We start from the raw sequence: 23,985 nt of genomic DNA on the forward strand, positions 1-23,985 counted from the left end.
TTTATATGCCTTTATTCAGCGTCCGCCTGGGCATCAAAGTCATAGCGGACAATCGGTTTCCGGGCGGCGGCGACGTCATCTACCCGTTTGACAGGGGTATTGGTCGGCATGGCATGGAGGGCTTCCGGATTTTTATGGGCTTCATCAATGAGCTTGCGGAAGATTTCGGCCGCGGCGTCGATGGTGGCCTTACTTTCCGTTTCGGTCGGTTCAAACATCAGGGCTTCCGGAACGTTTAAGGGGAAGTAGATGGTTGGCGGGTGGATACCGGCTTCCAGCATCCCCTTGGCCAGGTCCAGGGCGCGGACGCCAGTGGCGGCCTTTAAGGGGGCCATGCCGGCGACGTATTCGTGCATGCAGACCCGGTCAAAGGCAGCCGGGTAGCTGTCTTTTAAGAGGACCCGGAGGTAGTTGGCGTTTAAGACGGCCTGTTCACTGGCGGCCTTAAGGCCGTTACCGCCCAGGGAGAGGACGTAGGCCAGGGCCCGTAGAACGACAGCTGTATGCCCGTGGAATTGTTTCACCCGACCGACGCTGTCCGGACGGTCATTATCCCAGTAGTAGGTCCCATTTTTTTCCGCCAGGACCGGGGCCGGCAGGTAGGCGGCCAGAAAGTCTTTACAGCCAACGGCCCCGCTGCCCGGGCCACCGCCACCGTGGGGGGTGGAGAAGGTCTTGTGCAGGTTTAAGTGGACACAGTCAAAGCCCATGTCCCCGGGACGGACGGTTCCCATGACGGCGTTTAAGTTGGCCCCGTCATAGTAGACCAGGCCGCCGGCTTGGTGGACGGCATCGGTAATCTCCAGGACATCTCTTTCGAAGAAGCCCAGGGTGGAGGGATTGGTCAGCATAAGGCCGGCAGTATCCGGACCCAGGACCTTTTTCAGGTCGTCCAGGTCGACGTCCCCATCGGCATTGGTGCCAACAGAAACGACTTCAAAGCCGGTCATTACGGCGCTGGCCGGGTTGGTGCCGTGGGCACTTTCCGGGACGATGATTTTTTTGCGGGCGGTGTCTCCGCGTTTTTCATGGTATTTTTTGATCAGTAAAAGACCGGTATATTCCCCTTGGGCGCCGGCAGCCGGCTGGAAGGTCATCCGGTCCATGCCGGTGACTTCACACAGGTAGTGTTCAGCCAGGGCCAGGGCGGCCAGGGTCCCCTGGGCATCGGTATCCGGTACCAGGGGGTGGAGGTTTGCAAAGCCCGGCAGGGCGACAACGGCCTCGTGGAGCTTGGGGTTATACTTCATGGTGCAGGAACCCAGGGGGTAAAAGCCTCTGTTGACCCCAAAGGCCTGGTCTTCCAGCTGGCTGTAGTGACGGGAAAGCTCCCCTTCAGCCAGTTCAGGCAGGTGGAGGGCCTCTTGACGGCCCGGGGTATCCATAGCGACTTCGGGTACATCGCAGGGGGCTAGGACCTCTTGGCCTGTGCCGGGAATGGAACGTTCAAAGATGAGCTTCATTGGGCCACCTCCTTCAAGCAGTCAAGCACCTGGTCCAGGGTCTCCTTAGAGACCTGTTCAGTGGCACACCAGAGCATCCGGTTATCACCCAGGGGCAGGCCGCTCAGGATGTGTTTTTCCCGCAGGGCGGCTTCGACCTGCCGGGCAGGCACCGGGGTGGTGGTGACGAATTCGTGGAAGAAGGCGCCATCATGGACCCGGTCGTAGCCGATTTTGGCCAGGCCGTCGGCCAGGTAATGGGCCTTGGCCCGGGACTGCATGGCGACTTCCCGGAGGCCTTGAGGGCCCATCATCCCCATGTAAATGGCTGAGGTCAGGGCGCACAGGGCCTGGTTGGAGCAAATATTGGAGCTGGCCTTATCCCGCCGGATGTGCTGTTCCCGGGCTTGGAGGGTCAGAACATAGGCCCGGTTGCCATCTTCATCGGTGGTTTGGCCGACAATCCGGCCGGGCAGGCGGCGCATGAGTTTTTTCGTGGTGGCCATAAAGCCTACAGAGGGACCGCCATAGTTCATGGGCAGGCCCAGGGGCTGGCCGTCACCGACGACGATATCTGCACCGAAGGCGACCGGGCTTTCATAGATGGCCAAGGCCAGGGGATTGGCCCCAAAGATTAGCTTGGCCCCGGCCTGGTGGACCAGGTCGGCGATTTCTTGCATATTTTCAATGAGCCCGTAGTAGTTGGGGCTTTCAATATAAAGGGCACAGACCTCAGGATCTTCCAGGGCTTCTTTTAAAGCCGCCAGGTCCAGCCGGCCGTCAGCTTCGGCCACCCGTTCAAAGGGGGCTTCTGCACCGCTGGCATAGGTATTCATAACTTCCTGGGTCATGGGGTTGGCGGTAGCGGCACAGAGGACCTTGGTCTTCTTCCGCTCCCGGCTCATGGCCATGGCTTCGCCGGCTGCCGTTGCCCCATCATAAACAGAGGCATTGGATACGTCCATGGTGGTCAGTTCGGTAATCATGGTTTGGAATTCAAAGATCCCCTGCAGGACCCCTTGGGAGATTTCCGCCTGGTAGGGGGTATAGCAGGTCACAAAGTTTTCCTTGGCAGCAATTTGGCTGACAGCTGCCGGAATGTAGTGGTTGTAGCTGCCGGCCCCCCGGAGGACCACATCATAGCTGTAGTTCTGCCGGGAGAAGGCGGCGAGTTTCTGGCGAACCGCTTGTTCAGCCATCCCGTCAGGCAGGTTCAAGCCCTCTTTCAGGCGCACCGCATCGGGGATGTCTGCATACAGGTCGGCCATGGTTTCCAGGCCAACTGTCCGGAGCATGGCCTGGCGGTCGGTCTCATTTACAGGAATGTAGCCACCCATGCTTATTCACCACCGGCTTCGATGAATGCGTTGTATTCAGCCTCCGTCAAGAGTTCTTCGCCGCCTTCAACTTCGGATACCTTGACCAGCCAGGCTTCGTGGCAGTCTTCATTGATTTTTTCCGGAGCATCGAGTAGTTCTTCATTGACTTCTGCAATGGTGCCAGATACCGGCAGGTATAAGTCGGAAACCGCCTTGACGCTTTCAACATCGGCGAAGACCTCCCCTTCGTCAAAGACATCTCCGACTTCAGGTAGGTTGACAAAGACAATATCCCCCAGTTCGCTTTGGGCATAGTCGGTAATCCCAATGGTTACGGTATCATCATCATTATATAAAACCCACTCGTGACTCTTTGCGTATTTCATATCTGCCATTTTTTCATTCTCCTTTTATCTGCTTATTTTCTTTTATAAAACGGTAGGGCAACCACTTCGGCGGCTACAGGTTTATCTCTCACAATAACGTCCAGCTGGGTGCCTTCCTTGGCCAGAGCCGGCGGGACATAGCCCATGGCATAAGCGGCCTTAAGGTAGGGCAGGCGGGTGCCGGAAGTCACTTGGCCGACTTCTTCCCCATCATGGGCAATGGCAGCCCCTTCGCGGGCAATCCCCCGACCGGTGATCTTGAGGCCCACCCGGACCGGGTGGTCTTCCGGCACAGCCAGGAGAGCTTCTTTCCCGACAAAGTCGTCCTTGTCCAGTTTGACGGCAAAGGACAGGCCAGCCGTAAGGGGATCAATCTTTTCATTCATTTCGTTCCCATAGAGGGGCAGGGCTGCTTCTAAGCGCAGGGTATCCCGGGCACCTAAGCCGCAAGGTAAGATCCCGTCCTCCTTGCCGGCTTCTAAGAGGGCATCCCAAACGGTGGCGATTTGATCGGCCGGACCGTAGATTTCAAAGCCATCTTCACCGGTATAGCCTGTTCTGGAAACAATGCAGGGGATTCCGGCCACTTGGACACCGTCAACAAAAGTATAGTACTTTTCAGGGAGGCTGTCAGCTACTTTTGCCAGGACCTTTTCCGCCAAGGGCCCCTGCAGGGCAACCTGACCCCATTCATCAGAAGCATCGGTCAGGGTGGCCCCTTCTTCCATGAGGGGCAGGAGGTGATCATAGATTTTAGCCCGGTTGGCCGCATTAACCACCAGCAGGTAGCGGTCTTCAGCCAGCCGGTAAACGAGCAGGTCATCTAAAATGCCACCGGATTCGTTCATAATCACCGTATACCGGCAGCGACCGTCCACCATGGAATCAAACTGGTTACTGCATAGGCGGTTCAGGTGGGCCAGGGCCTTAGGACCTTCAATAAAAATCTCCCCCATATGGCTGACATCAAAGAGACCGACAGCCTCACGGACGACCATATGCTCTGCCGTAATCCCGGCCGGGTATTGGACCGGCATTTCATAACCGGCAAAGGGTACCATCTTGGCCTCTAGGGCGATATGCTTCTCATAAAGCGGAGTGTGTAACAAATTATCTGTCATAGGACAGCCTCCTTTCAAGAAAAAGGGCGTTGGTTCAACTCATTATACAGGCAGATAGCCAGTCTTTCAACAGCTCATTGCAACAGTTTTCAGAATGTTGCGCCTGTCATCCATAAACTTTTCTTTTGCCTATTATATGTCACACAAAAAGCGCTCCTGCCGGCCAGGAGCGCTTGATATGAGCTTATTTTAGAACATAGAGGTCGGGGCGTCATCATCGTCTTCTGCAGATACGCAGGATTGGACGTGGTCAGGATAACCCCAGGTCCCTTCGACTTCTACAACGTTCTTCACTTCACAGTCTGCGGCGCCGGGTACCCGGAATTTCTTGATGTCCAGTTTCGGAATCGGGCTTTCGTCCGGTTTCGGTAACTGGGGCACGTATTCATAGGGGTAGCGGTAGCCACGGTAGTAGGTGTAGGTGGCGTCCGGACCGAAGGGGGAGATCCATTCCCAGACCACTTCTTTTTCCGGGGTCACTTCGAAGAGTCGACCGCCGGTCCTTTTTCTTATTAGAGATTCTTTGGCAGCTTTATTCTGCTGCCTCTTCCTCAGCTAAGAGCCGCTTGGCTTCCAGGTAGAGGGCGGATTCGATCCGTTTCCGCTGGAGGTCACAGCCGAAGCTGTAGGGGTTATGGAGCCCCCCGCCATAGCGGAGGTTATTGGCATGGCAGCCGCCGGAGCAGTTAAACCGGGCCCAGCAGGCCATGCAGATGGGTTTGGTGAGCACCGTGGCCGACTGGAAGTCGGCAGCGATTTCCGGATGAGTAATCCCCTCGCGGACGGTCCCCATCTTGTAGGTTTCATCGCCGACAAACTGGTGGCAGGGATAGAGGTCCCCTTCCGGACTGACGGCCAGGTAATCATGACCACTACCGCAGCCAACCAGGCGTTTGGGCAGGCAGGGGCCCCCGTCAAAGTCCACATTAAAGTGGTAAAAGTCATAGCCCTTGCCCGCTTCCCGGGCCTTGAGATAGTGGCGGGTCAGCTTGTCATAACTGGCCATCAGGGCCGGCTTATCCTCTTCCCTGAGGGCATAGGGGGCCTCAGCCGGGGCCACCACCGGCTCCATCGAAAGCCGGTCAAAGCCCAGGTCATCGGCCATATGGATGACATCATCGGCAAAATCGGTATTGAAGTGGGTGTAGGTCCCCCGCATATAGTACCACTGGTCCGGAGAAGCCTTTTCAATAAAGGCCTGGTAGCGAGGCACCACCCGGTCATAGGAAGGGCCGCCGCCGACAAAGGGACGCATGTGGTCATGAACGGCCTTCCGTCCATCCAGGGACAGGACCAGGTCAATATCATTGGCCTTGACCCAGTCGACAACGTCATCCGTCATGAGAACCCCATTGGTGGTCAGAGTTAGTTTAAGGACCTTACCGTGCTTCTTCGCCAGGTCCCGGCCATACTGAGCCGCCGCCTTGCAGACCTCGAAGTTCAAAAGGGGCTCGCCGCCAAAAAAGTCCACCTCTACATGGGTCCGGTGGCCGGAAGCCTCCATTAAAAAGTCCATGGCCGCCTTGGCCGTTTCCAGGCTCATCAGCCCCCGGGGGCCGCCATAGGCCCCGGTATCTGCAAAACAATACCGGCAGCGCAAGTTGCAGTCATGGGCCATATGCAGGCACATGGCCTTGACGATGGGCTCTGTATGGGGCTGGTAGTCCGAAAAATCCGCTGGAGTAAAAAGCAGGCCCTCATCAATCAGGTCCTGGATGCCCTCAGCAATCTCCCGGGCATCTACCCGGCCCAATTTCTCTTCCGCCAGGGCCAGCCCTTCATCCCAGCCATGGGCCTTCACCAAGTCTAAAAAAGCAAGGGTATCCTCATCGGCAATGTGGACCGACCCGCTGTTCACATCTAAAATAATCGACAAATCATCAAAAGTGAAATAATGCACCGTATTAAAGTCTAAGGCCTTCTCACTCTTTGTCGTCATATGACATTCCTCCATTCAAGGGCCAGTATAGCACACTCTAGACCGGAGGTGAAAGACCGCCGGCGCAAGTGGATTGCGTCAATGCCCAAACCACCTAGCCCTATAAACAATACTTATACCCCCTATTACAGAAGAGTATTATCCATCATTTGTTTTCATATATATAATAAGATATATAGCCGTATTTATTATCTTCTGAAAATGGGCCGCACACTTGGTCCAAAAGTTTTAAGGATTGCTACGGGTTCTTCGCTTAAAGAAGGAGGTCTTATGATGTCTGCTCAAGTCGATAAGAGCGCTGAAATGAAACGGTATATTCATTCAGTCATCGGTATTGCAATTATGATTGTTTTTCAGTTTATTGCGCCCATTGGGGCCATTACCCCCGTTGGTATGAAGGTGGTTGGCGCCTTTTTAGGCATGGTCTACCTATGGTCTATGGTTGACACCCTCTGGCCTTCGGTCTTAGGTCTATTGGTTATTGGTTTTTCCGGCTTTGCCGGCGAGGGCCCTCCGGGGATGATTGCCACCATGCTCAATGCCTTCGGGAATTTTACAGTTATCCTGACCCTCTTTGCCATGATCCTCTTTGGGGCCCTCTACCATGTGGGTTGTACCAATTATATTGCCCACTGGTTCCTCACCCGGAAGATTATTACCGGCCGGCCCTATGTCTTCATCGCTTCCTTTTATGCTGCTTGCTTTTTATTAGCAGCCCTCCTGTCTCCGATTATTTCCCTGCTGGTCTTATGGCCCATCGCTCTCTCTATTATGGAGGAGTTCCATGTCACCAAGAGTGATAAAATCTGGCCCTACTTCTTTGTCGGGATGTTCTTTGTGTCCACCATCGGCCAACCCCTCTTCCCCTTTAAGGGGGCCCAACTGATTGTCGTTGCTGCCTTTGAACAGATGAGCAACACAAGTGTGCCCTACCTCCCCTATATGCTTTTAAACCTGTGCATTTGTGTTCTTTTAATGGCCACCTATATCCTGTTCTTAAAATTCATCATCCGGCCCGATGTCAGCAAAATCAAGGATATTGACGCAGACCGCTATGCCACTGAAAACCAGCTGCCGCCTATCAACCTGCGGCAAAAGGCCTACCTGATTATGCTCCCCATTTACATTATTTTACTCCTGATGCCAAACTTCCTACCTGCTAACTTCCCCCTGGTATCCTCTCTAAAAATCTTGGGGCCCATGGGGCTGACCATGTTTATTGCTGTTTTATTCAGCATTCTGAGATATGAAGGGAAGCCTTTCCTGGAGTTTAAAGAAGTGGCCTACCGGCAGTTCAACTGGGGCATCTACTTTATGATTGCTGCCGCCGTTTACGGGGCCAATGCCCTGTCCGATGACGCCACCGGCGTCAAGGCCTTCCTCCTGGATACCCTCAACCCCCTCCTAGGCGGTCGGTCCGAATTCACCTTTATGATAATCATGTTCACCGTAGCCCTCATCATCACCAACTTTGCCAATAATGCCGCTATGGCGGTGGTCTTAATGCCGGTCATCATTGCCTTTAGTGAGCAGATGGGCATTAACCCCATGCCCGTAGCCATGGGCGTCGGTATGATGGTCTTCGTGGCCATGCTGACCCCTGCCGCCTCTCCCCACGCCGGAATGATGCACGGCTATAAGAGCATTTACAGCACCGGCGATATTATGCGGCTGGGCTTCCCCCTCTGTATTTTAGCCCTGGCCTACTACTGCCTGATTGGCTACCCCCTGGCTAAATTCCTCTTCTAACTAGGCACATAAGTCCCAGCTATGCCCCCAATTGATTAACGATATTACCCATCGCTATTCAACTCTAGTATACTGAATTTGACAGATCAATCGTGCTAAGCGAAAGGAGATTCACATGGGAACACCTACAGTCCACCCTACCGGTACTACTATTTATAATCCGGAAAAATGCTTTAACGGCTACACCATTTTCCCGGCCCGGGAACAGGGGGCCATGCTCATCGATATGAACGGCCGCGTGGTCAACTTCTGGAAAGACCTCCAGGGCTTTCCGAATAAGCTCCTCCCCGGCGGCGAAGTGGTCGGCAGCCGTGGCGAACGGAACAGCGAGTACGGCTGGCAGGACCAGATTGACCTGATCCAGGTTGACTGGGACGGCAATGTCGTCTGGGAATTTAACCAGCTGGAATACATCGAAGACCCGGGCTATGAGCCGCAATGGATGGCCCGCCAGCACCACGACTACCAGTTTGAAGGTAATACCGTCGGCTACTATGTCCCCGGCATGGAAGCCAAGACCCGTGGCGGCAACAAGCTCCTCCTCTGCCACCACACCGTTACCAACCCGGCCATTTCCGCCCTGCCCCTCTGCGATGACACCATCATCGAAATCAACGATGCCGGTGAAATCCTCTGGCGCTGGAACTGCAACGAGCACTTCCGGGAAATGGGCTTTTCTGAAGAAGCCAAAAACTGCATTGCCCGCAACCCGAACATGAATAAGTCCGGCGGTGACTGGATGCACACCAACTCCATGAGCGTCCTAGGCCCCAACCGCCACTATGACAATGGTGACGACCGCTTCCACCCGGACAACATCATCATCGATGGCCGGCAAACCAACATTATCTGCATTATTTCTAAAGAAACCGGTAAGATTGTCTGGAAATTAGGCCCAGACTACACCACCCCGGAAGCCCGCTTTATCGGCCAGATTGTCGGCCAGCACCACGCCCACATGATCCCTCAGGGCATGCCCGGCGAAGGCAACATCCTCATTTACGATAACGGTGGTATGGGCGGCTACGGCGCCCCGAACCCGGGTTCCAAAACCGGCCTGAACAACTCCCTCCGCGACTACAGCCGGGTCATTGAATTTGACCCCGTTACCATGAAAATGGTTTGGGAGTGCAAGCCCTCCGATATGGGCCATGCCATGCCCTATCATTCCGACCACTTCTACAGCATGTTCATTTCCTCGGCTCAACGCCTGCCCAACGGCAACACCCTCATCACTGAAGGGTCCGGCGGCCGCTTAATGGAAGTGACCCGGGACCACGAACTGGTCTGGGAATACATCTCCCCCTACTGGGGCAAGTACATGCCCATCAATATGATTTACCGGGCTTACCGCTACCCCTATGACTACGTTCCCCAAGTCGAAAAACCGGAAGAAGTCGCCATCGAACGGATTGACAACACCACCTTCCGGATGCCCGGCGCCGCCGGCAAAGACCCGGAACGGACCGTCTCTGTAGAAGGGACCATCGGCTTCGCTGCTGTTGACGGCTTCTGCCTGCAAACAGAAGAAGAGTAAGCTCATCCCGCATCCCAAGGGGCTCTACCCCCTTGGGATGCTTTTTTATTGGGCCTTATGATTTGCAACCTTTTGCCTTAAAAGGTATACTGTAGGCAACTAAAGGGGACCCCTGGGGCCTCCCACCATCAGGGCCGCCAATAGGGCTTACAACCGGGCCCTCTGCATTGCTTCCAGCAAGGAGAAAGAGACATGCGCATAGAACAGTTAGAGCAGATTATCACCATTAATCGCTGTGCATCCATATCCAAAGCCGCCAAAGAAATGCTCATTTCCCAGCCGGCCCTATCCACATCCCTCCGTCAGTTAGAAGAAGAGCTCGGCACCACCCTCTTTATCCGTGACCATAACGGCGTCTTTCCCACCGGCGACGGCACCTGCGTCATTGACCTGGCCAACCAGGTCATGGAACTGATTGATGACATCCGCTACTTCAGCTGCCGGGAGCACGACCTCCAGGGTACCGTCCGCCTGATCCGGACCCCGGCCTACAGCGTCTTGGACTACCACATCCTCTCCCAGTTGCGCCACCAGTACCCCAACCTCCAGGTGGAAATTATCGAACAACCCATTGACGATGTCATCTCCAGCATCTATGAGGGCACCGCCAACATCGGCCTCATCACCTGGGGCATCTCCTCCGAGCAGACCCAATCCCACCTAGCCAAGCTAGACCTCATCCACGAAGAACTGGGCCCCCGCAAGCTCATGGCCTTTGTCGACCGCAATAACGCCCTGGCCAACCAGGCCGCCGTCCACCTGGATGACCTCCAGGACGCCCAGTTCCTGTCCTACTCCTCCGGCTACTGGAGCCGGATCAGCAACGACCTCAACCTCAACAAAGACGCCATCATCGTCAAGGATAAGGAGGACCTCAAGCGGGGCATCTACAAGGGCCACGCCATCGCCCTCTTACCGGATATCTTCGCTGAAGAAGACATCTACTGCGAGCAAAAACTCATCCGCTGCGTCGCCGTCAACGACGAGCACGGCAGCTTCGAAGGCTACGACTGCGTCCTCTACCCCCGGAAACGGAACCTAACCCTGGCCGAAAAATACCTCCTCCGAGTCATCCGCCACCTGCTGGTCCGAGACGCCATAGAGTAAAAAATAAAGCTATACAATACCCCAAGCCTGGATTTAAAAATCCAACTTTTGGGGTTTGTTTATTAGCAGCTATTCCCTCTATAAAAGACTTTAGCTATAGTAGCTTATACAAGGAGAAGCCATGAAAATAGAACACCTAGCGTATTTTGTTCATTTATCTAAAACTGGCTCCTTTACCAAATCGAGTGAGCACTTCTATATGACACGGCAAAACTTCAGTAAAATCATACGCCAGCTACAATGCGAAGTAGGCGCAACCCTCTACATCGCTAATAGAAGCGGTGTAACTTTTACTGAAGAAGGAAAAATATTTTTAAATTTCGCTCGCCAAACGGTCCGCACCTATGATAAAACAATGGAAACAATCAAAAAACAATCCCTTAATAAGCAAATCACCGGAGAAGTACATGTCTATGCAGGAATTATTATTATGGCTATGTTTTCTTCTTCCGGTATTTTCGCCAAGTTTCTAGCGCGATATCCAAACATTTCGCTACATATGCATGAAGGAGACAGTTTATCAGCTTTACCTATGATACAGGACGACAAAAGAATTGTTGCTATTCTTCCCATTGCTGAAGATCCTAAGTTAAACTATCTTTATCATCCACTTTTAGATACCTTTAAAGTCATCCCTCTCTTTAAAGGTGAGTACGCCTGTTTAGTGAACAGACACCACCAATTTGCTCAACAAGAGCATATTTCAGTACAAAGCTTTTTAAAAACATCTCATGCCAATCTTTTTAAGAATTCCGTTTTAAGTGAAATGCTGAGTCAATACGGCTCATATCAGCCGCGTTATTCCTCAAACAACCTGGATATCTATACCAATTTAATTGCTAATGATAATATTGCCGGCATCGCTGCACTTGAATCAGAGAGTATCCTGGACTTCTATGCCCAAAAGAAACTTTATTTAGTCCCTTTCACTGAGCGATTGGCCTATACCACAAGCTTAGTTATACATAGCGCCCTTAAACCAACAGATCCAGCTTATCTGTTTTCACAGTTTATGTTTGATTCAGTCAAAAATAAAACGTAAATATACCCACACCATAACTAAGGCCCATTTTGTCAACCTTTTAGTTGACGAAATGGGCCTTAGTCCTCTAAAGACATACTATTAAAAATTAATTATATATTCTATTATTAAAACTAAGGGAAGGCGCCACCCCTACTTCTAAAAAACTATAAGAAAGGGTTTGCTGGTAATGAATACGAACTCTTCTCAAGCTCCGGAGGTTTGCCTACCAGAGCAAATCAACCCAAAGACTAAGTGGCTAATTATTATCGTTTCAATTCTATTTTATTTTGCTTTCACCCAATTGCTCACCTTTGACACACTCTCTTTAGAAGGACAAAAAGCTATCGCTTTAGCCATCATCGTTGTTTGTTTTCTTTTGTTCGAAGTACTACCTATGCCTGTTACAGCTATTATGGCTGTACTCATGGTCCCTGTGTTAGGAATTGCAGATCAAAAAGCTGCATTTTCTAATTTTACTATTGGGGCAATGTTCTTCGTTTTTGGCGTTTTTATCCTCGCTGTGGGCTTTTCTGAAACTGGTATTGGCTATCGCATCTCAACCTGGGTCAGCACGCATGCTGGTACCAATACCAAGCGTGTTATCCTCGTCTACATGCTTGTTGTCGGCGCTGTCTCTAGCTTGTTGGCCGACATTCCGACAGCAGTTATTTTTGGGGTTCTAGCTCATGAACTTTTACTTCTAAATAACTGTTCACCTTTATGCAGCAATTTTGGCCGCTCATTGATGATTGCTATTCCTGTAGCTGCAACTATTGGCGGTATTGGTACCCCAGCTGGCGGAGCCCTAAATATAATGACGATTTCTATTTTAGAAAACCTAACTGGAGTGCGCATTACGTTTTTACAATGGAGCGCTATTGGGTTGCCTTTCGCCTTTGTCTTGCTCGTTCTTGTTTGGGCATTACTCATTAGAATATTTCCACCAGAAATAGCTACAATAGTTCCCATTGAAAAAGAATCAACCCCACTTACTGCAAAAGAGCGAAAATTCTTAATCGTTTTTTTGGCAATGATCCTACTTTGGATTACTGAATCTGTGCACCATATTCCGCTTTGGACCGTTGCAGTCGGTGGCTCTGCCCTTTTATTTTTACCGGGGATTGACGTCCTCAGTTGGGGTAAAGTCCGAAATTCTGCAGAAATGAATCATGAAGTGCCAATATTAATTGGCGGAACCAATGTGGTTGCTGTTGTTTTGAGTCAAACAGAAGCCGCATCTTGGATTGCTAATGGTATATTTGGAAATTTTGGTAGTAGTCTTCTCCCCATTTTAATTTTAGTTGCTCTGCTCTCAGTGTATGGTCATTATCTCATTCCCTCGTCCACTGCACTTATTGCAGTACTTGTGCCAATTGTCGCAGCTTTTGCCATGACTGCCAACTACAGCCCAGTTATACTAGGTTTTTTAACTTGTCTTGGGGCTCATCTAACCATGCTTCTCCCTCAATCTGATCCGGTCAGTTTAGCTACATTTAATCATGGCTGGTGGGAAATGAAAGATATGATTAAAGTTGGTTGGATTTCTAGTATTGTATGGATTCCTATAAGTGTTCTTACCGCTGCTTTAATGCTCCTATTTTGGTAAAGAAAGGATGTTACAAATGCCTCCTATTATCAACAAAGAAAAATGCATCAAATGTCGTAAATGTCTGCAAATCTGTACTATGGATGTTTTCGGCGCTAGCGAATCAAAAGACGTGCCGGAAATTCAATATCCCGAAGAATGTTGGCATTGTCGGGCTTGCGTAATTGATTGTCCTGCTGATGCCATCCAACTTCGCTACCCGATTCAAATGAGTTTTTCCTTCAAAAAAGTGAACTAAAGCTCTTTATTCGTAGAGGAGGTATCGAGTATGCTTCAAATTAAAGAAGAGGTATTAAGTTGTGATGTATTGGTCGTCGGTGGAGGGATCGCTGGCTTAATGGCAGCAATTGCAGCGAGCGATAACGGCGCAAAAGTTATTTTATGTGATAAAGGAGACACGCTCCGCAGCGGATCCGGAGCAACGGGCAATGACCACTTTGCCTGCTACATCCGCAGCTATCATAACAATGATAAAGAAACATGGATGAAGGAATTCAAGCGCAGTATGGTTGGTGCCTACTCAGATACAAAATTGCAAAGTAAATTTGCAGATATGAGCGAAGCTGTCGTAGAAGATTGGTATAAGTGGGGAATCAACATGAAGCCCCATGATAAATACGAGTTTTTAGGACATGCCATGCCTGGACATATGCGTGTTTTCTTAAAATATGATGGTGAAAATCAAAAAGCTGTTCTGACCAAAGAAGCAAAGGCTCGCGGTGTACAAATCGAAAATCGCTCACCGGTAACAGAGTATTTAGTTGATAAAGATAATAAAATTGCTGGTGTTGTAGCCTTAGATATTAATGAGCCGGTCCCGGTCGTGAAAGTCTATAAAGCAAAAGCAGTTATCTCGACAACTGGTAACACGAGCCGGTTATATCCTACAGATACTGTATATAACCTTTTCAATACTGCCCATTGTCCATGTAACGCCGGTGGTGGCCGTGCAGCTGCATATCGTGTTGGCGCCAAGCTGGTTAATCTAGAAATTCCAAATACTCATGCTGGCCCAAAAAACTTTGAGCGCTGCGGTAAAGCTACCTGGATTGGCGTCTTAACAGATAGCGATCAAAAACCACTCGGCCCCTTTGTTCAAAAACCTGATCGAGAATTAGGGGATTTTACTGCTGATGTATGGCATGGTGTCTTTTCTGAACCTGTACAAACAGGTGCTGGTCCAGTCTTTATGAATTGTACGGAGACATCTGACGAAGACCTAGAATATATGCGTTGGGCCTTTAAGTGCGAAGGGGCTACTTCCATTGTTGATGCTTTAGACCAGCAAGAGTTACCTTTACGCGAAAATATGATCGAATTTACTCAGTATGAACCCATCCTTATCGGTAGGGGCATTCAGATAGACCTGAACGCAGCTACAAACGTGCCTGGTCTCTACGCAGCCGGTGATGAAATCGGAAACTTTAGAGCAGATATCGGTGGTGCCGCAGTTATAGGTCGAATCGCCGGAGAATCAGCAGCTAAGTATGCTGCTGATGCAAAGCCAAGTGACATCGATATGAGTAAGATTTCAGAGTTACAAGAGTTTTATAGCAGCTTTATGGAGCGCACGGAAGGCGCTAAATGGCAAGAACTCAATGCCGGAATTCAACAAACTATGGATCGGTACGCTGGAATTAAAAACCCCAGGTCTAAAACCATGCTCGAAGCTGGCTATAACTACTTAGAACATTTACGTACACGAGCAATTAAAGACATTAAATGCTCCACAGCCCACGAATTAATGCGTACATTAGAATCATTCGACCTACTCCAAATTGGACAACTAATCTGCCTAACTGCAGAAGAGAGAAAAGAATGCCGGGGCATGCATAAACGAGCCGAATATACCTACACGAATCCACTCCTAGATAATAAATTTCTCAATATTTATAAGGCACCTGGTCAAGAAGAGCCTGTTTTAGAATGGCGAGATGAGTATTAGAAAGTAGATCTATATAAAAATGGGCTAAAGGAAATCCCCGTCCTTTAGCCCATTTCACATTCCTTAACTTATGCGAAACAAAAAAAGCCTTCCTAAAGAGGAAAGCTTTCTTTTGCGGATGGTGGGAGTCGAACCCACACGCCATCGCTGGCATACGCCCCTGAAACGCACGCGTCTGCCTATTCCGCCACATCCGCTAGTTGCAGGATTTATAATACCGCACTGTGAAAATTTTGTCAAGGTTTTCCCTAGAATTGGCGGAAAAAGACCTGCAGGTCCTTAGACGTCTACCCGGCCCGACAAGGCCCGGGCCAGGGTCATGTCATCGGCAAACTTAATGTCCCCACCAATGGGCAGGCCCCGGGCGATCCGGGTCAGGCGGACGCCGAGGGGGCGGAGTTCATCAATGAGAAAGAGGGCGGTGGTTTCCCCTTCGACAGAGGGGTTGGTGGCTAGGATGACTTCTTGAACCTGCTCATCCTGGACCCGGGCCTTTAATTCATCCACCCGGAGGTCTTCCGGGCCAATGCCGTCCATGGGCGACAGGCGGCCGCCCAGGACATGGTAGCGGCCCTTAAAGGCGCCGGTCCGTTCAATGGCGGCAATATCCCGCACTTCTTCGACCACGCAAAGCTCGCCGGTGGCCCGGTCCGGGTTGGCGCAAATCCGACAGAGGTCGCTGTCGGTCAGGTTGCCACAGCGGGGGCAGTGGCCGATGGTCCGCTTGGCCACCCGGATGGACCGGGCCAGGGTTTCGGCTTCGGCGGCCGGAGCATCCAGGATATGAAAGGCCAGGCGGGTGGCGCTTTTCCGGCCGATGCCGGGCAGGCGGGCTAGGGCGTCAATGAGCTCCTGCAGGGCATCGTTCATCTTACTCATTAAAAGAGGCCACCGGGGACTTTCATGCCTTTGGTCAGGGCGCCCATTTTTTCTTCAGACAGGGCGGCTGCGGTCCGGATGGCGTCGTTGACGGCAGCGGCGATGAGGTCTTGGAGCATTTCAATGTCTTCCGGGTCAACGACTTCCGGGTCCAGCTCGACGGAAAGGACTTCATTATTGCCGTTAACGGTCACTGAGCAGGCCCCGCCGCCGGAGGTGCCGGTCACCGGCGTTTCGGCCAGTTCTTCCTGGAGCTTTTTCATCTGCTTCTGCATCTTCTGCATTTCTTTCATCATTTTTTGCATGGACATGGTTCTTTCTCCTTTTTGTCGGGGCTATTTACTTATCTACCAGTTTAATATCTTCATCGCTTAAATTAAAGAGGCGTTTGGACTGTTCCACTAGTTCTTCGGTCCGGTCCTGGCCCTGGCTTAAGACCAGGTTGACCTGGGCGGTCCGGCCGGTGGTCTGATAAAAGAGTTCGGCCAGCATGGACCGCTGCTGGGGGCTGTTCATCTGCTTATAATGAAAGCTGTTTTCTTCGGGAAAGCGGAGGGTCAGGATGCCATCGGTAAGGCTTTCGGCGATGGCCGGCTTCATAAAGGCGTGGAGCCGGACGCTGTGCCCCTTTAGGGCTTCCATGGTTTGGGCCCAGAGGGCGGCCAGTTCACCGGCATTGGCAGCGGTATCGGCCGGCTGGGCCGGTGGACGGGCCGGGGCCTGGGCCGACTGGCCCGGGTCTGCCGGGGGGATGGGCGTCGCCGGCGGGGTATCAATCCGGTCCCGGGGCGCCGGTTGGACCTGCGGCTTAGAGGCCTGGCGGGCCGGCTTGGGCTGGGCCACGGACCTGGCTTGGTCCGGAGGCGCCGCCAGGGCGGCCGGGTCTTCTACCAGGAGGGCCAGGTCAATGAAGGTGGTCTCCAGGAGGAGTTCGGCATCTCCGGCAAAGCGGAGCTGGGCTTCCGCTTCAGATAGGCAGCGGATGAGCCGCTCAAAGGTCGGGATAGAGAGAGCTTCGGCCAAGGGCTTGGCGCCCTCAGGGTTTAAGATGCTCCCCTGGTCCAGGGCCTGGGGGGCGACCTTTAACATGAAGAGCCGGCGGAGCCAGTCGGCAAAGTCTTTCAAGAGGCGGCCGGCTTCACTCCCCTCCTTGAGGGCCTGGCGGAGGGTCTCTAAGAGACTGGCGTAATCAATATTTTTAAGGGCCTCGGTCAAGTCCCGCAAGACCCGTTCGGACAGGCCGCCGGTCAGGTCATCTACCGCTTGAAGGGTGATGGTATCCGGGGCATAGGCATGGGCCTGGTCTAGGAGGCCAATGGCATCCCGGAGGCCGCCGGCCGATTGCCGGGCAATCTTCAGGAGGGCCTGGGGTTCATAGCCCATGCCTTCCAGGTCGGCCAACTTCTGCAGGTGGTCGGCGACCACCTGGGTGGAAATCCGCCGGAAGTCGAAGCGCTGGGTCCGGGATAAAACCGTCTGGGGAATCTTTTGCGGGTCGGTCGTTGCCAGGATAAAGAGGACATGGGCCGGCGGTTCTTCCAGGGTTTTTAAGAGGGCGTTAAAGGCCTCGCCGGTCAGCATGTGGACTTCGTCAATGATGTAGACCTTCCGCCGGCCCACAGCCGGCACAAAGCGGACCTGGTCCTTTAAGTCGCGAATTTCATCAATGCCCCGGTTGCTGGCGGCGTCAATGTCTACCACATCAATAAAGCGGTCTTCGGCAATGGCCAGGCAATTGTCGCAATGGCCGCAAGGGGACCCTTCATTAGGGGCCAGGCAGTTGACGGCCTTGGCCAGGATTTTGGCGGTAGAGGTCTTACCGGTCCCCCGGGGACCACAAAAAAGGTAGGCATGGGCCAGGCGCTCGTATTTCAATGCATTTTGCAGGGTGGTCACCACGACCTCCTGACCGATGACATCGGCAAAGGTCCGGGGCCGAAAGACCCGGTACAAGGCTTTGTGTGCCATCTCGTTCATCTCCTTTAATATGCCCAATCCAATGCCTTGATAATAGCTTATTCCCTTAGGCATCGTCAAGTTTTATGCCAGCAAAGAGGCCCCTCCAGCTGGGCTTATTTGGCCGGATGGGGCTGAAAATCTCGATTACTGGTAAATCTTGAAATATTTTTGAATTTTTTATTAAATTCAACGTCTTTTTAATTGACAATTGTCTGTTAAATGCTTAAACTAAACTCAATAGCTACTGTTATAAAACAAAACCTTCTATCCTACATCACACCTATATCACAAAGTTTATCTACTTTTTTGACAAGAAGATGCTTTTTAGGTGGACAAAGCCCCATCAAATAGGTACAATGGTCAGAAAACCACAACTTGCACTAATCTTTGCAAGCCTGGTTCTTTTTTGCATCAGAAAGGGAGATTTGTATGAGTATTTTAGCAAAACATGCCCAAGGGAAGGGTGGCCCGGATACCATTTTTGCTTACGCCGGCGCTGCAGCCAAGCGGGCAGAAGAGGTGGGCACTGAAAATATCGTCAATGCAACCATTGGCGCCTTTTTGACACCTGAAGGCCACCTGGCAACAATGAAAACCGTTGAGGCAGCTATGGAGGCGATACCTTTTGAGGTGGCTGCGAATTACGCCCCGATTAATGGCCTCCCGGCCTTTATTGAAGCCATGGCCGATTCTGTATTTCGCGATTACCGGCCCAACTGTTATATTGACGGGGTCGCTACCCCCGGTGGTACCGGTGCTGTCCATAACGCTACTTTTAATTATTTAGATGAAGGCGACACCTGCCTGACCACAGATTATTTTTGGGGCAATTATACCTCTTTATTGAGTGAGTTTGGACGCAAACTAGATACCTTTAATACTTTTACCCCTGAAGGCGACTTTGATGTCCAGGCCTGCCTGACCGCCTGCAAGGACCTCCTCGGCAAGCAGGACAACCTGGTCCTGCTCCTGAACACCCCGGCCCATAACCCGACCGGCTTTACCGTTACCAATGACGAGTGGCGCCAGCTCCTGGATGGCTTAACCGACCTGGCCAAGGCCCATCCGGACCAGGGCGTTATCGTCATTATCGACGTGGCCTATATTGACTATGCGCCCCAGGATGCTCGGTCCGTTTTCAAGTTATTTGAAAACCTGCCGGAAAATATCCTCGGCATTGTCTGCGCCTCTTTAAGTAAGGGCTACACCCTCTATGGCTACCGCTTAGGGGTTGAGCTCTGCATGGCCCAGACCGAGGCCGTTAAAGATGAATTCATGCTCGCTGCCGGCGCTTCCTGCCGGGCCACCTGGTCCAATTGTTCCCGGGTGGGGATGGAAATGGTCGCCCAATTGGCCGCTGATCCGGAAAAACTCAAGGCCTTCCGGGCTGAGCAGGATGATTTTGCCGCCCAATTGGCTGAACGGGCCGCCCTCTTTACTTCCGAGGCGGAAGAAGTGGGCCTGACCATTTGCCCCTACCACAGCGGTTTCTTTATCTATGTACCGACCAAAACGCATGAGGATGCAGAGGCTTTAACGCAAAAAGTTGCTGAAAAAGATATTTTCGTGGTGCCCCTGGGTGATGGCGTTCGGATTGCCATCTGTGCTATTTCCACTCCCCAGATTAAAGGCATGGCAAAAATATTCAAAGACGCTCAACAGGCTTTGAACATCTAAGCAAGCCTGGATTTGCTAACATAGGAGGTTACCATGAGCAGTCCATCCACCCAACCAAAAGCCACGATTGGCTATATTATCACTGTTGGTTTTGCTATTTTTGCCACCTACTTCGGTGCCGGTAACTTGATTTTCCCGCCAACCCTAGGCTTATCCGCCGGGACCCTCTGGCTCTTCGCCCTCCTGGGCTTCGCCATTACAGACGTTGGGCTCGGTGTTCTAGGGATTGTCGCCACCACCAATGTCGGCGGCGGCGTTGACGATGTCGCCCGTCCGGTGGCTAAATGGTTTTCTGTTGTTCTCGGTTCTTTAATCTGTCTCTTTATCGGGCCCCTATTCGCTGTTCCCCGGGTCGCTGCGACCACTTATGAAATGAGTATCCAGCCCTATGCGGACTTTATCCCTATTTGGGCCCTGTCCTTTGTCTTCTTCGCCATCACCATGGCCCTGACCATTAAGCAGTTGGCCGTTGTTGATATTATTGGTAAAATTTTGACCCCTGTTCTCCTAATTATGTTAGCCGTTATCTTTATCGGCGCCATCTTTAACCCCATCGGGTCCCCGGTGGTCACCGAAGCGGAGCACCAATTTGCCAACGGTTTCCTAGAAGGTTACCAAACCATGGACGGAATCGGGTCCCTGGTTATGGCCGGGATCTTCGTCTATGACGTCCGGGCCAGAGGCTTTAAATCCCGGAAGCAACAGCTGTCCGTTATCTTACCGGCCTGTATTGTTTCCGGTATCTGCCTCACCTTGATCTATGGCGGCCTGACCTATATCGGTGCAACCGCCAGTGGCCTGCCTGAATTCCAAGGCTTAGACCGGGTCCCCCTCTTAATTGGGACCGTCTTTGCCATCTTAGGTACCCCGGGTAAGGTGGCCCTGTCCATCGCTGTGGCCGCTGCCTGCCTGACGACCTCTATCGGGCTTACCTCCATGGTCGCCAACTTCTTCGCCCGGATTACCCATGACAAGCTCAAATACTCAACCAACGTTGTCATCATCTGTATCGTCAGCTTCCTGATGTCCTTAGGTGGCGTTGAAGCCATTATTGCTCTGGCTGTAAACTGCCTCCTGCTCATCTACCCCGTCGTTATGGTTCTGATTTTCTTAGCCGTATTTGACCGTTTTGTCCCTTACAAGTGGACCTACCGCGGCGCCATCATCGGTGCTTTAGCTGTCTCCATCCTGGATGTTTGGGGCAACTACAGCGAACCGGTTAAAGGCCTGGTCAACATGGTTCCCTTGGATACCATCGGTTTCGGCTGGATCATCCCTGCTATTATCGGTGGTGTCATCGGCGCGGTGGTACAAATGGCCCTCAAGGCCCCGAACCCGGAAAAACCCTACCGGCCGGAATTTGATGCAGATGACCTATAAGCAAGTCCACAAAGCGCCCGCTGGGGCGCTTTTTTCTTGCCTCTTTTCGGCAGGCGTGCTAGGATAGCCAAATAGACCTTGAAAGGAGTGTCTGCCATGTGTCCTGAAAAAACGGCCCGGCCGCCCAGGGTGACCGTCTACGGTCAAGCCGGCACCTATAGCCATGCGGCGGCCTGCCACCTGGCCCCAGACGGCCATTACCAGTTTATAGATGACTTTGAAGAGGCCCTCCGGTCCCTGGGGCCCGACCGGGCAGACCTGGCCGTCCTTCCCTTGGAGAATTCCTCGGCCGGTAGTGTCCTGCCGGTCCTGGACAACCTCATCAAGTACCGCCAGCTACAGATTGTCGCCGAGCTGACCCTCCCCATCCACCATGTCCTGGCTGCCCGGCCGGATACTCAATTCGAGGAAGTCACCACCGTCCATTCCCATGACCAGGCCCTGCGGCAAACCCGAACCTTTTGGCGGACCCAGGGCTGGCAGCCGGTCCCGGCCAGGTCCACAGCCGGCGCCGCCAGCCAGATTGCCCAAGACCGGCCCCCCGGCTCCGCTGCCATTTGCAGTGCCCTGGCGGCCGACTTAAACGGCCTAACCATCCTGGCCCGGGATATCCAGGATGTGGCTGAAAACAGTACCCGCTTTATCCTAGTCGCCGCCCCGCCCTTTAGCTACCGGCCCCAGGACCCGGCCGCCAAGGGGGCTTATACCTTCACCGTCAGCCATGAAAGCGGGGCCCTCCTGGCCGTCCTCCAAGCCCTTGCCGATGCCGGCCTCAACCTGGTCAAGCTGGAAAGCCGGCCCGTCCCCCAGCACCCCTTCAAATACCGGTTTTTTGTCGATATCGACTTACAGGCCGGAGACCTGGACCAGGCCCTCACCGCCTGCCAACCCCTCTGCCGGGACTTTCACTGCCTCGGCCGCTACCCGGTTATGGAACCCTAGCACTGCGGGAGGATCCCCCTCCCCAAACTGACAGGCCCGGAAGATAGGCATGCGAAATGCCGATAAAGCGATTTTTTTCTCTGTAAAACACTTTTGCCAATATCGCCCCTTAGCTATATTGACAATTATTTGCCCATTAGCTAGAATAAATATAACTACACGCAATGATGAGACTACGACTGTCCTTCCTTTTTTAGAGAGCCGGTGGCTTGGTGAAAACCGGTAGGGAAGCCAGTCCTTCCACCTCTGAGCGCAGGCTGAAAGGCCTCGGCTGGCGGCCGTTATCCGCCTATAAGAGGCAGCCTAGCTGCAATTCGGGTGGCACCGCGGATTATTTCGTCCCTTTATCTGGAGGGGCGTTTTTTTATTGCCGTCGGTGGGCTACCAAGTCATTGCTTGAAAGGAGAAGGGCTTTGTATATTGCCACAAATATTCCCCTATTGGATTCGACCCTGGCCTTGATTAAGAATGAGCAAGTGAACCTGGGCCAGATTGACCAGGACCTCTCCTGGTCAGAGGCCTCTACCAAGGCGGACGGTCTCTTGCTCAGTGCCGGCAGTGAATTGCCGGATATGGTCTATGAAGCCCACGGACAGCTGGCAGCCATTGGCCTGCTGAACCGGGATGAACGGCTCCTGGATGTCCCCCGGGCGACAGGGGCGGGTATTTTACTTTTAGAACCCCTGCGGGGGGAGTCGGCCAGCCAGGCGGACTTTATCCTGATGAAAATCCTCACCGAGGCTCGGACCGGCAAGTATGACCCGGTGGAGCTGGCCGGCAAGCGGCTGGGCATTTTAGGCTTTGGGCCTACAGCCAAGGAGGTCGCCCGCCGGGCCAAGGCCTTCGGCCTCCAGGTGGTCTTAAGCAGCGAGGAGTGCAGCCGGGTCCAGGCAGAGCTCTACGATGCTGAAATCCTCCCCACCATTGACCTCCTGGTCAGTGTGGATATTTTAGTGAATTTACAAACCCAGGCCGCTGCCGGCGAGGGCCGGTTTGGCAAGGACGATATCCAGCTCCTCCGAGAGGGAGCCATCTTTATCCACCTGGGCGACCCCCAGGTCTTACGGATGAATGAGGTGGTCCGGGCCCTGGACTGGGGCTACCTGGATCGGTTTATCATTGACCTGCCACCGGGCTATGACAGCCTCCACGAGGTCCTCAGCCGCTATATCGGCGAGGCCTGCACTATTGCCGCTGCCGGCAATACCCTGGAGGCCCGGCGGAGCATAGAAAAGGAAATGGCCCGGGACCTGATCCAGGCCCTCCGGGGCCAGGCGGTAGATTCGGCCATTAATATTCCCCGCCTCCGCCTGGCTGAAAGGCGGGCCCAGGCCCCCTGGCTCCGCCTGGCCACCCTCCTGGGGCAAATGCTCGGGGCCCGGCTGGACCGGCCCCCCAAGCAGGTGACCCTCTACGGTGGCAGTGAAGCCCCGGACCTCAACGAAGAGGCCCTGTGGGCGGCCTTCCTGGAGGGGCTGGCCCATGGCCTGGGCGAGGCCCGGGTCAACCGGGTATCGGCCCGCCACTGGGCAGATGAGGCCGGGATAGACCGCCATTGGCAGGCCGCTAGCCAGCGGCCGGATGGCCTGTCCGCAGCGGCCAGCACCATCCGCGGCAGCCTGGAGGTAGGCGGGAGCATCCGCCACCAGACCATCCAGCTGACCCGGCTGGACCAGTTTCGCTTTACTGCCGAGCCGACGGCCCACCTCCTCCTCGTCCCCCACGCCAACCGGCCGGGGATGGTCGGCCAGGTCGGGACCCTCCTGGGGGCCCGCCAGGTCAATATCCGGGGCATGGTCCTGGGGCAAAAAGAGGAGGCCCGGGATATCGCCCTCATGTGGATCATGCTGGACAAGGCCCCCAATGAGGACCTCTTAGCTGAAATCACCGCCTTAAACGGCATGATCCAGCCGGAATATATATTTTTACCAAGTGAATTACTCAGCCCTATGGATTAGCCAACCTGTCAAAGA

The 23,985-nt window shown here is 53.1% G+C and carries 20 protein-coding genes and 1 tRNA gene; 11 read left to right on the forward strand and 10 right to left on the reverse strand.

What is annotated here, in order from left to right:
* Positions 1 to 11 precede the first annotated feature (11 nt).
* The 6 genes from gcvPB to scfB all read right to left on the reverse strand — a co-directional run bounded on the left by gcvPB (position 12) and on the right by scfB (position 6,207).
* Positions 12 to 1,463, reverse strand: coding sequence for an aminomethyl-transferring glycine dehydrogenase subunit GcvPB (gcvPB, locus tag ACLGL1_RS05840; RefSeq protein ID WP_411007807.1), 1,452 nt, complete (start codon positions 1,461 to 1,463; stop codon positions 12 to 14).
* Positions 1,460 to 2,779 (reverse strand): aminomethyl-transferring glycine dehydrogenase subunit GcvPA, encoded by a 1,320-nt coding sequence (gene gcvPA / locus ACLGL1_RS05845; RefSeq protein ID WP_411007808.1) that lies wholly within the window; start codon positions 2,777 to 2,779, stop codon positions 1,460 to 1,462. The genes gcvPB and gcvPA overlap by 4 nt, the downstream gene beginning before the upstream one ends.
* Positions 2,780 to 2,781: 2 nt before the next feature.
* Positions 2,782 to 3,156 carry a glycine cleavage system protein GcvH gene (gene gcvH / locus ACLGL1_RS05850; RefSeq protein WP_411007809.1) on the reverse strand — a complete coding sequence of 125 codons (375 nt, stop codon included), beginning with the start codon at positions 3,154 to 3,156 and terminating at the stop codon, positions 2,782 to 2,784.
* A 23-nt stretch (positions 3,157 to 3,179) separates the two neighbouring features.
* Positions 3,180 to 4,268, reverse strand: coding sequence for a glycine cleavage system aminomethyltransferase GcvT (gene gcvT, locus ACLGL1_RS05855; protein WP_411007810.1), 1,089 nt, complete (start codon positions 4,266 to 4,268; stop codon positions 3,180 to 3,182).
* Positions 4,269 to 4,457: 189 nt separating this feature from the next.
* Entirely contained in the window at positions 4,458 to 4,748 is a 291-nt protein-coding gene (locus ACLGL1_RS05860; protein ID WP_411007811.1) for a hypothetical protein, read from the reverse strand.
* 52 nt (positions 4,749 to 4,800) lie between these two features.
* Positions 4,801 to 6,207 carry a thioether cross-link-forming SCIFF peptide maturase gene (scfB, locus tag ACLGL1_RS05865; RefSeq protein ID WP_411007812.1) on the reverse strand — a complete coding sequence of 469 codons (1,407 nt, stop codon included), beginning with the start codon at positions 6,205 to 6,207 and terminating at the stop codon, positions 4,801 to 4,803.
* Positions 6,208 to 6,477: 270 nt separating this feature from the next.
* Between scfB and ACLGL1_RS05870 the strand changes: the two genes are divergently transcribed.
* The 7 genes from ACLGL1_RS05870 (at position 6,478) to ACLGL1_RS05900 (ending at position 15,175) form a co-directional block, all read left to right on the forward strand.
* Positions 6,478 to 7,956 carry an SLC13 family permease gene (locus ACLGL1_RS05870; RefSeq protein ID WP_411007813.1) on the forward strand — a complete coding sequence of 493 codons (1,479 nt, stop codon included), beginning with the start codon at positions 6,478 to 6,480 and terminating at the stop codon, positions 7,954 to 7,956.
* 115 nt (positions 7,957 to 8,071) lie between these two features.
* A complete protein-coding gene (locus ACLGL1_RS05875) occupies positions 8,072 to 9,493 on the forward strand; it encodes an aryl-sulfate sulfotransferase (RefSeq protein ID WP_411007814.1) in 1,422 nt (473 codons plus the stop codon).
* Positions 9,494 to 9,685: 192 nt separating this feature from the next.
* Positions 9,686 to 10,600 (forward strand): LysR family transcriptional regulator, encoded by a 915-nt coding sequence (locus tag ACLGL1_RS05880; RefSeq protein WP_411007815.1) that lies wholly within the window; start codon positions 9,686 to 9,688, stop codon positions 10,598 to 10,600.
* Between the two features lie 121 nt (positions 10,601 to 10,721).
* A complete protein-coding gene (locus tag ACLGL1_RS05885) occupies positions 10,722 to 11,642 on the forward strand; it encodes a LysR family transcriptional regulator (protein ID WP_411007816.1) in 921 nt (306 codons plus the stop codon).
* 169 nt (positions 11,643 to 11,811) lie between these two features.
* Positions 11,812 to 13,230, forward strand: coding sequence for an SLC13 family permease (locus ACLGL1_RS05890; protein WP_411007817.1), 1,419 nt, complete (start codon positions 11,812 to 11,814; stop codon positions 13,228 to 13,230).
* Positions 13,231 to 13,246: 16 nt separating this feature from the next.
* The gene (locus ACLGL1_RS05895; RefSeq protein WP_411007818.1) at positions 13,247 to 13,468 is read left to right on the forward strand and encodes a ferredoxin family protein; all 222 of its coding nucleotides are present in this window, start codon (positions 13,247 to 13,249) and stop codon (positions 13,466 to 13,468) included.
* Between the two features lie 30 nt (positions 13,469 to 13,498).
* A complete protein-coding gene (locus ACLGL1_RS05900; RefSeq protein WP_411007819.1) occupies positions 13,499 to 15,175 on the forward strand; it encodes an FAD-dependent oxidoreductase in 1,677 nt (558 codons plus the stop codon).
* Positions 15,176 to 15,288: 113 nt separating this feature from the next.
* Here ACLGL1_RS05900 and ACLGL1_RS05905 read toward each other — a convergent pair.
* The 4 genes from ACLGL1_RS05905 to dnaX all read right to left on the reverse strand — a co-directional run bounded on the left by ACLGL1_RS05905 (position 15,289) and on the right by dnaX (position 18,022).
* Positions 15,289 to 15,372: transfer RNA gene (locus ACLGL1_RS05905), tRNA-Leu, on the reverse strand.
* Positions 15,373 to 15,454: 82 nt separating this feature from the next.
* Complete coding sequence (recR, locus tag ACLGL1_RS05910; RefSeq protein ID WP_411007820.1) at positions 15,455 to 16,054, reverse strand: recombination mediator RecR; 600 nt, start codon at positions 16,052 to 16,054, stop codon at positions 15,455 to 15,457.
* The gene (locus ACLGL1_RS05915) at positions 16,054 to 16,365 is read right to left on the reverse strand and encodes a YbaB/EbfC family nucleoid-associated protein (protein WP_408977669.1); all 312 of its coding nucleotides are present in this window, start codon (positions 16,363 to 16,365) and stop codon (positions 16,054 to 16,056) included. Before ACLGL1_RS05915 ends, recR begins: the two co-directional genes overlap by 1 nt.
* Before the next feature lie 28 nt (positions 16,366 to 16,393).
* Positions 16,394 to 18,022 carry a DNA polymerase III subunit gamma/tau gene (gene dnaX, locus ACLGL1_RS05920; RefSeq protein ID WP_411007821.1) on the reverse strand — a complete coding sequence of 543 codons (1,629 nt, stop codon included), beginning with the start codon at positions 18,020 to 18,022 and terminating at the stop codon, positions 16,394 to 16,396.
* Between the two features lie 420 nt (positions 18,023 to 18,442).
* Between dnaX and ACLGL1_RS05925 the strand changes: the two genes are divergently transcribed.
* The 4 genes from ACLGL1_RS05925 to ACLGL1_RS05940 all read left to right on the forward strand — a co-directional run bounded on the left by ACLGL1_RS05925 (position 18,443) and on the right by ACLGL1_RS05940 (position 23,970).
* Positions 18,443 to 19,690, forward strand: a complete 1,248-nt coding sequence (locus ACLGL1_RS05925) for a pyridoxal phosphate-dependent aminotransferase (protein WP_411007822.1) — start codon at positions 18,443 to 18,445, stop codon at positions 19,688 to 19,690.
* Positions 19,691 to 19,723: 33 nt separating this feature from the next.
* Positions 19,724 to 21,070 carry a branched-chain amino acid transport system II carrier protein gene (gene brnQ, locus ACLGL1_RS05930; protein WP_411007823.1) on the forward strand — a complete coding sequence of 449 codons (1,347 nt, stop codon included), beginning with the start codon at positions 19,724 to 19,726 and terminating at the stop codon, positions 21,068 to 21,070.
* Between the two features lie 96 nt (positions 21,071 to 21,166).
* Entirely contained in the window at positions 21,167 to 22,012 is an 846-nt protein-coding gene (locus tag ACLGL1_RS05935; protein WP_411007824.1) for a prephenate dehydratase, read from the forward strand.
* 413 nt (positions 22,013 to 22,425) lie between these two features.
* On the forward strand, positions 22,426 to 23,970 hold the full coding sequence (locus ACLGL1_RS05940) for an NAD(P)-dependent oxidoreductase (protein WP_411007825.1): 1,545 nt from the start codon (positions 22,426 to 22,428) through the stop codon (positions 23,968 to 23,970).
* Positions 23,971 to 23,985 lie beyond the last annotated feature (15 nt).

This window comes from Peptococcus simiae (assembly GCF_046569735.1).
In the GTDB taxonomy this organism is placed as follows: Bacteria; Bacillota; Peptococcia; order Peptococcales; family Peptococcaceae; genus Peptococcus; species Peptococcus simiae_A.

Coding starts and splice junctions, on each gene's coding strand:
- ACLGL1_RS05895 (WP_411007818.1), top strand. CDS start 13,247: ATGCCTCCTATTATCAACAAAGAAAAATGCATCAAATGTCGTAAATGT.
- ACLGL1_RS05915 (WP_408977669.1), bottom strand. CDS start 16,365: ATGTCCATGCAAAAAATGATGAAAGAAATGCAGAAGATGCAGAAGCAG.
- gcvPA (WP_411007808.1), bottom strand. CDS start 2,779: ATGGGTGGCTACATTCCTGTAAATGAGACCGACCGCCAGGCCATGCTC.
- ACLGL1_RS05880 (WP_411007815.1), top strand. CDS start 9,686: ATGCGCATAGAACAGTTAGAGCAGATTATCACCATTAATCGCTGTGCA.
- ACLGL1_RS05890 (WP_411007817.1), top strand. CDS start 11,812: ATGAATACGAACTCTTCTCAAGCTCCGGAGGTTTGCCTACCAGAGCAA.
- gcvT (WP_411007810.1), bottom strand. CDS start 4,268: ATGACAGATAATTTGTTACACACTCCGCTTTATGAGAAGCATATCGCC.
- dnaX (WP_411007821.1), bottom strand. CDS start 18,022: ATGGCACACAAAGCCTTGTACCGGGTCTTTCGGCCCCGGACCTTTGCC.
- ACLGL1_RS05925 (WP_411007822.1), top strand. CDS start 18,443: ATGAGTATTTTAGCAAAACATGCCCAAGGGAAGGGTGGCCCGGATACC.
- ACLGL1_RS05885 (WP_411007816.1), top strand. CDS start 10,722: ATGAAAATAGAACACCTAGCGTATTTTGTTCATTTATCTAAAACTGGC.
- gcvH (WP_411007809.1), bottom strand. CDS start 3,156: ATGGCAGATATGAAATACGCAAAGAGTCACGAGTGGGTTTTATATAAT.
- ACLGL1_RS05935 (WP_411007824.1), top strand. CDS start 21,167: ATGTGTCCTGAAAAAACGGCCCGGCCGCCCAGGGTGACCGTCTACGGT.
- scfB (WP_411007812.1), bottom strand. CDS start 6,207: ATGACGACAAAGAGTGAGAAGGCCTTAGACTTTAATACGGTGCATTAT.
- ACLGL1_RS05875 (WP_411007814.1), top strand. CDS start 8,072: ATGGGAACACCTACAGTCCACCCTACCGGTACTACTATTTATAATCCG.
- gcvPB (WP_411007807.1), bottom strand. CDS start 1,463: ATGAAGCTCATCTTTGAACGTTCCATTCCCGGCACAGGCCAAGAGGTC.
- ACLGL1_RS05870 (WP_411007813.1), top strand. CDS start 6,478: ATGATGTCTGCTCAAGTCGATAAGAGCGCTGAAATGAAACGGTATATT.
- brnQ (WP_411007823.1), top strand. CDS start 19,724: ATGAGCAGTCCATCCACCCAACCAAAAGCCACGATTGGCTATATTATC.
- recR (WP_411007820.1), bottom strand. CDS start 16,054: ATGAGTAAGATGAACGATGCCCTGCAGGAGCTCATTGACGCCCTAGCC.
- ACLGL1_RS05900 (WP_411007819.1), top strand. CDS start 13,499: ATGCTTCAAATTAAAGAAGAGGTATTAAGTTGTGATGTATTGGTCGTC.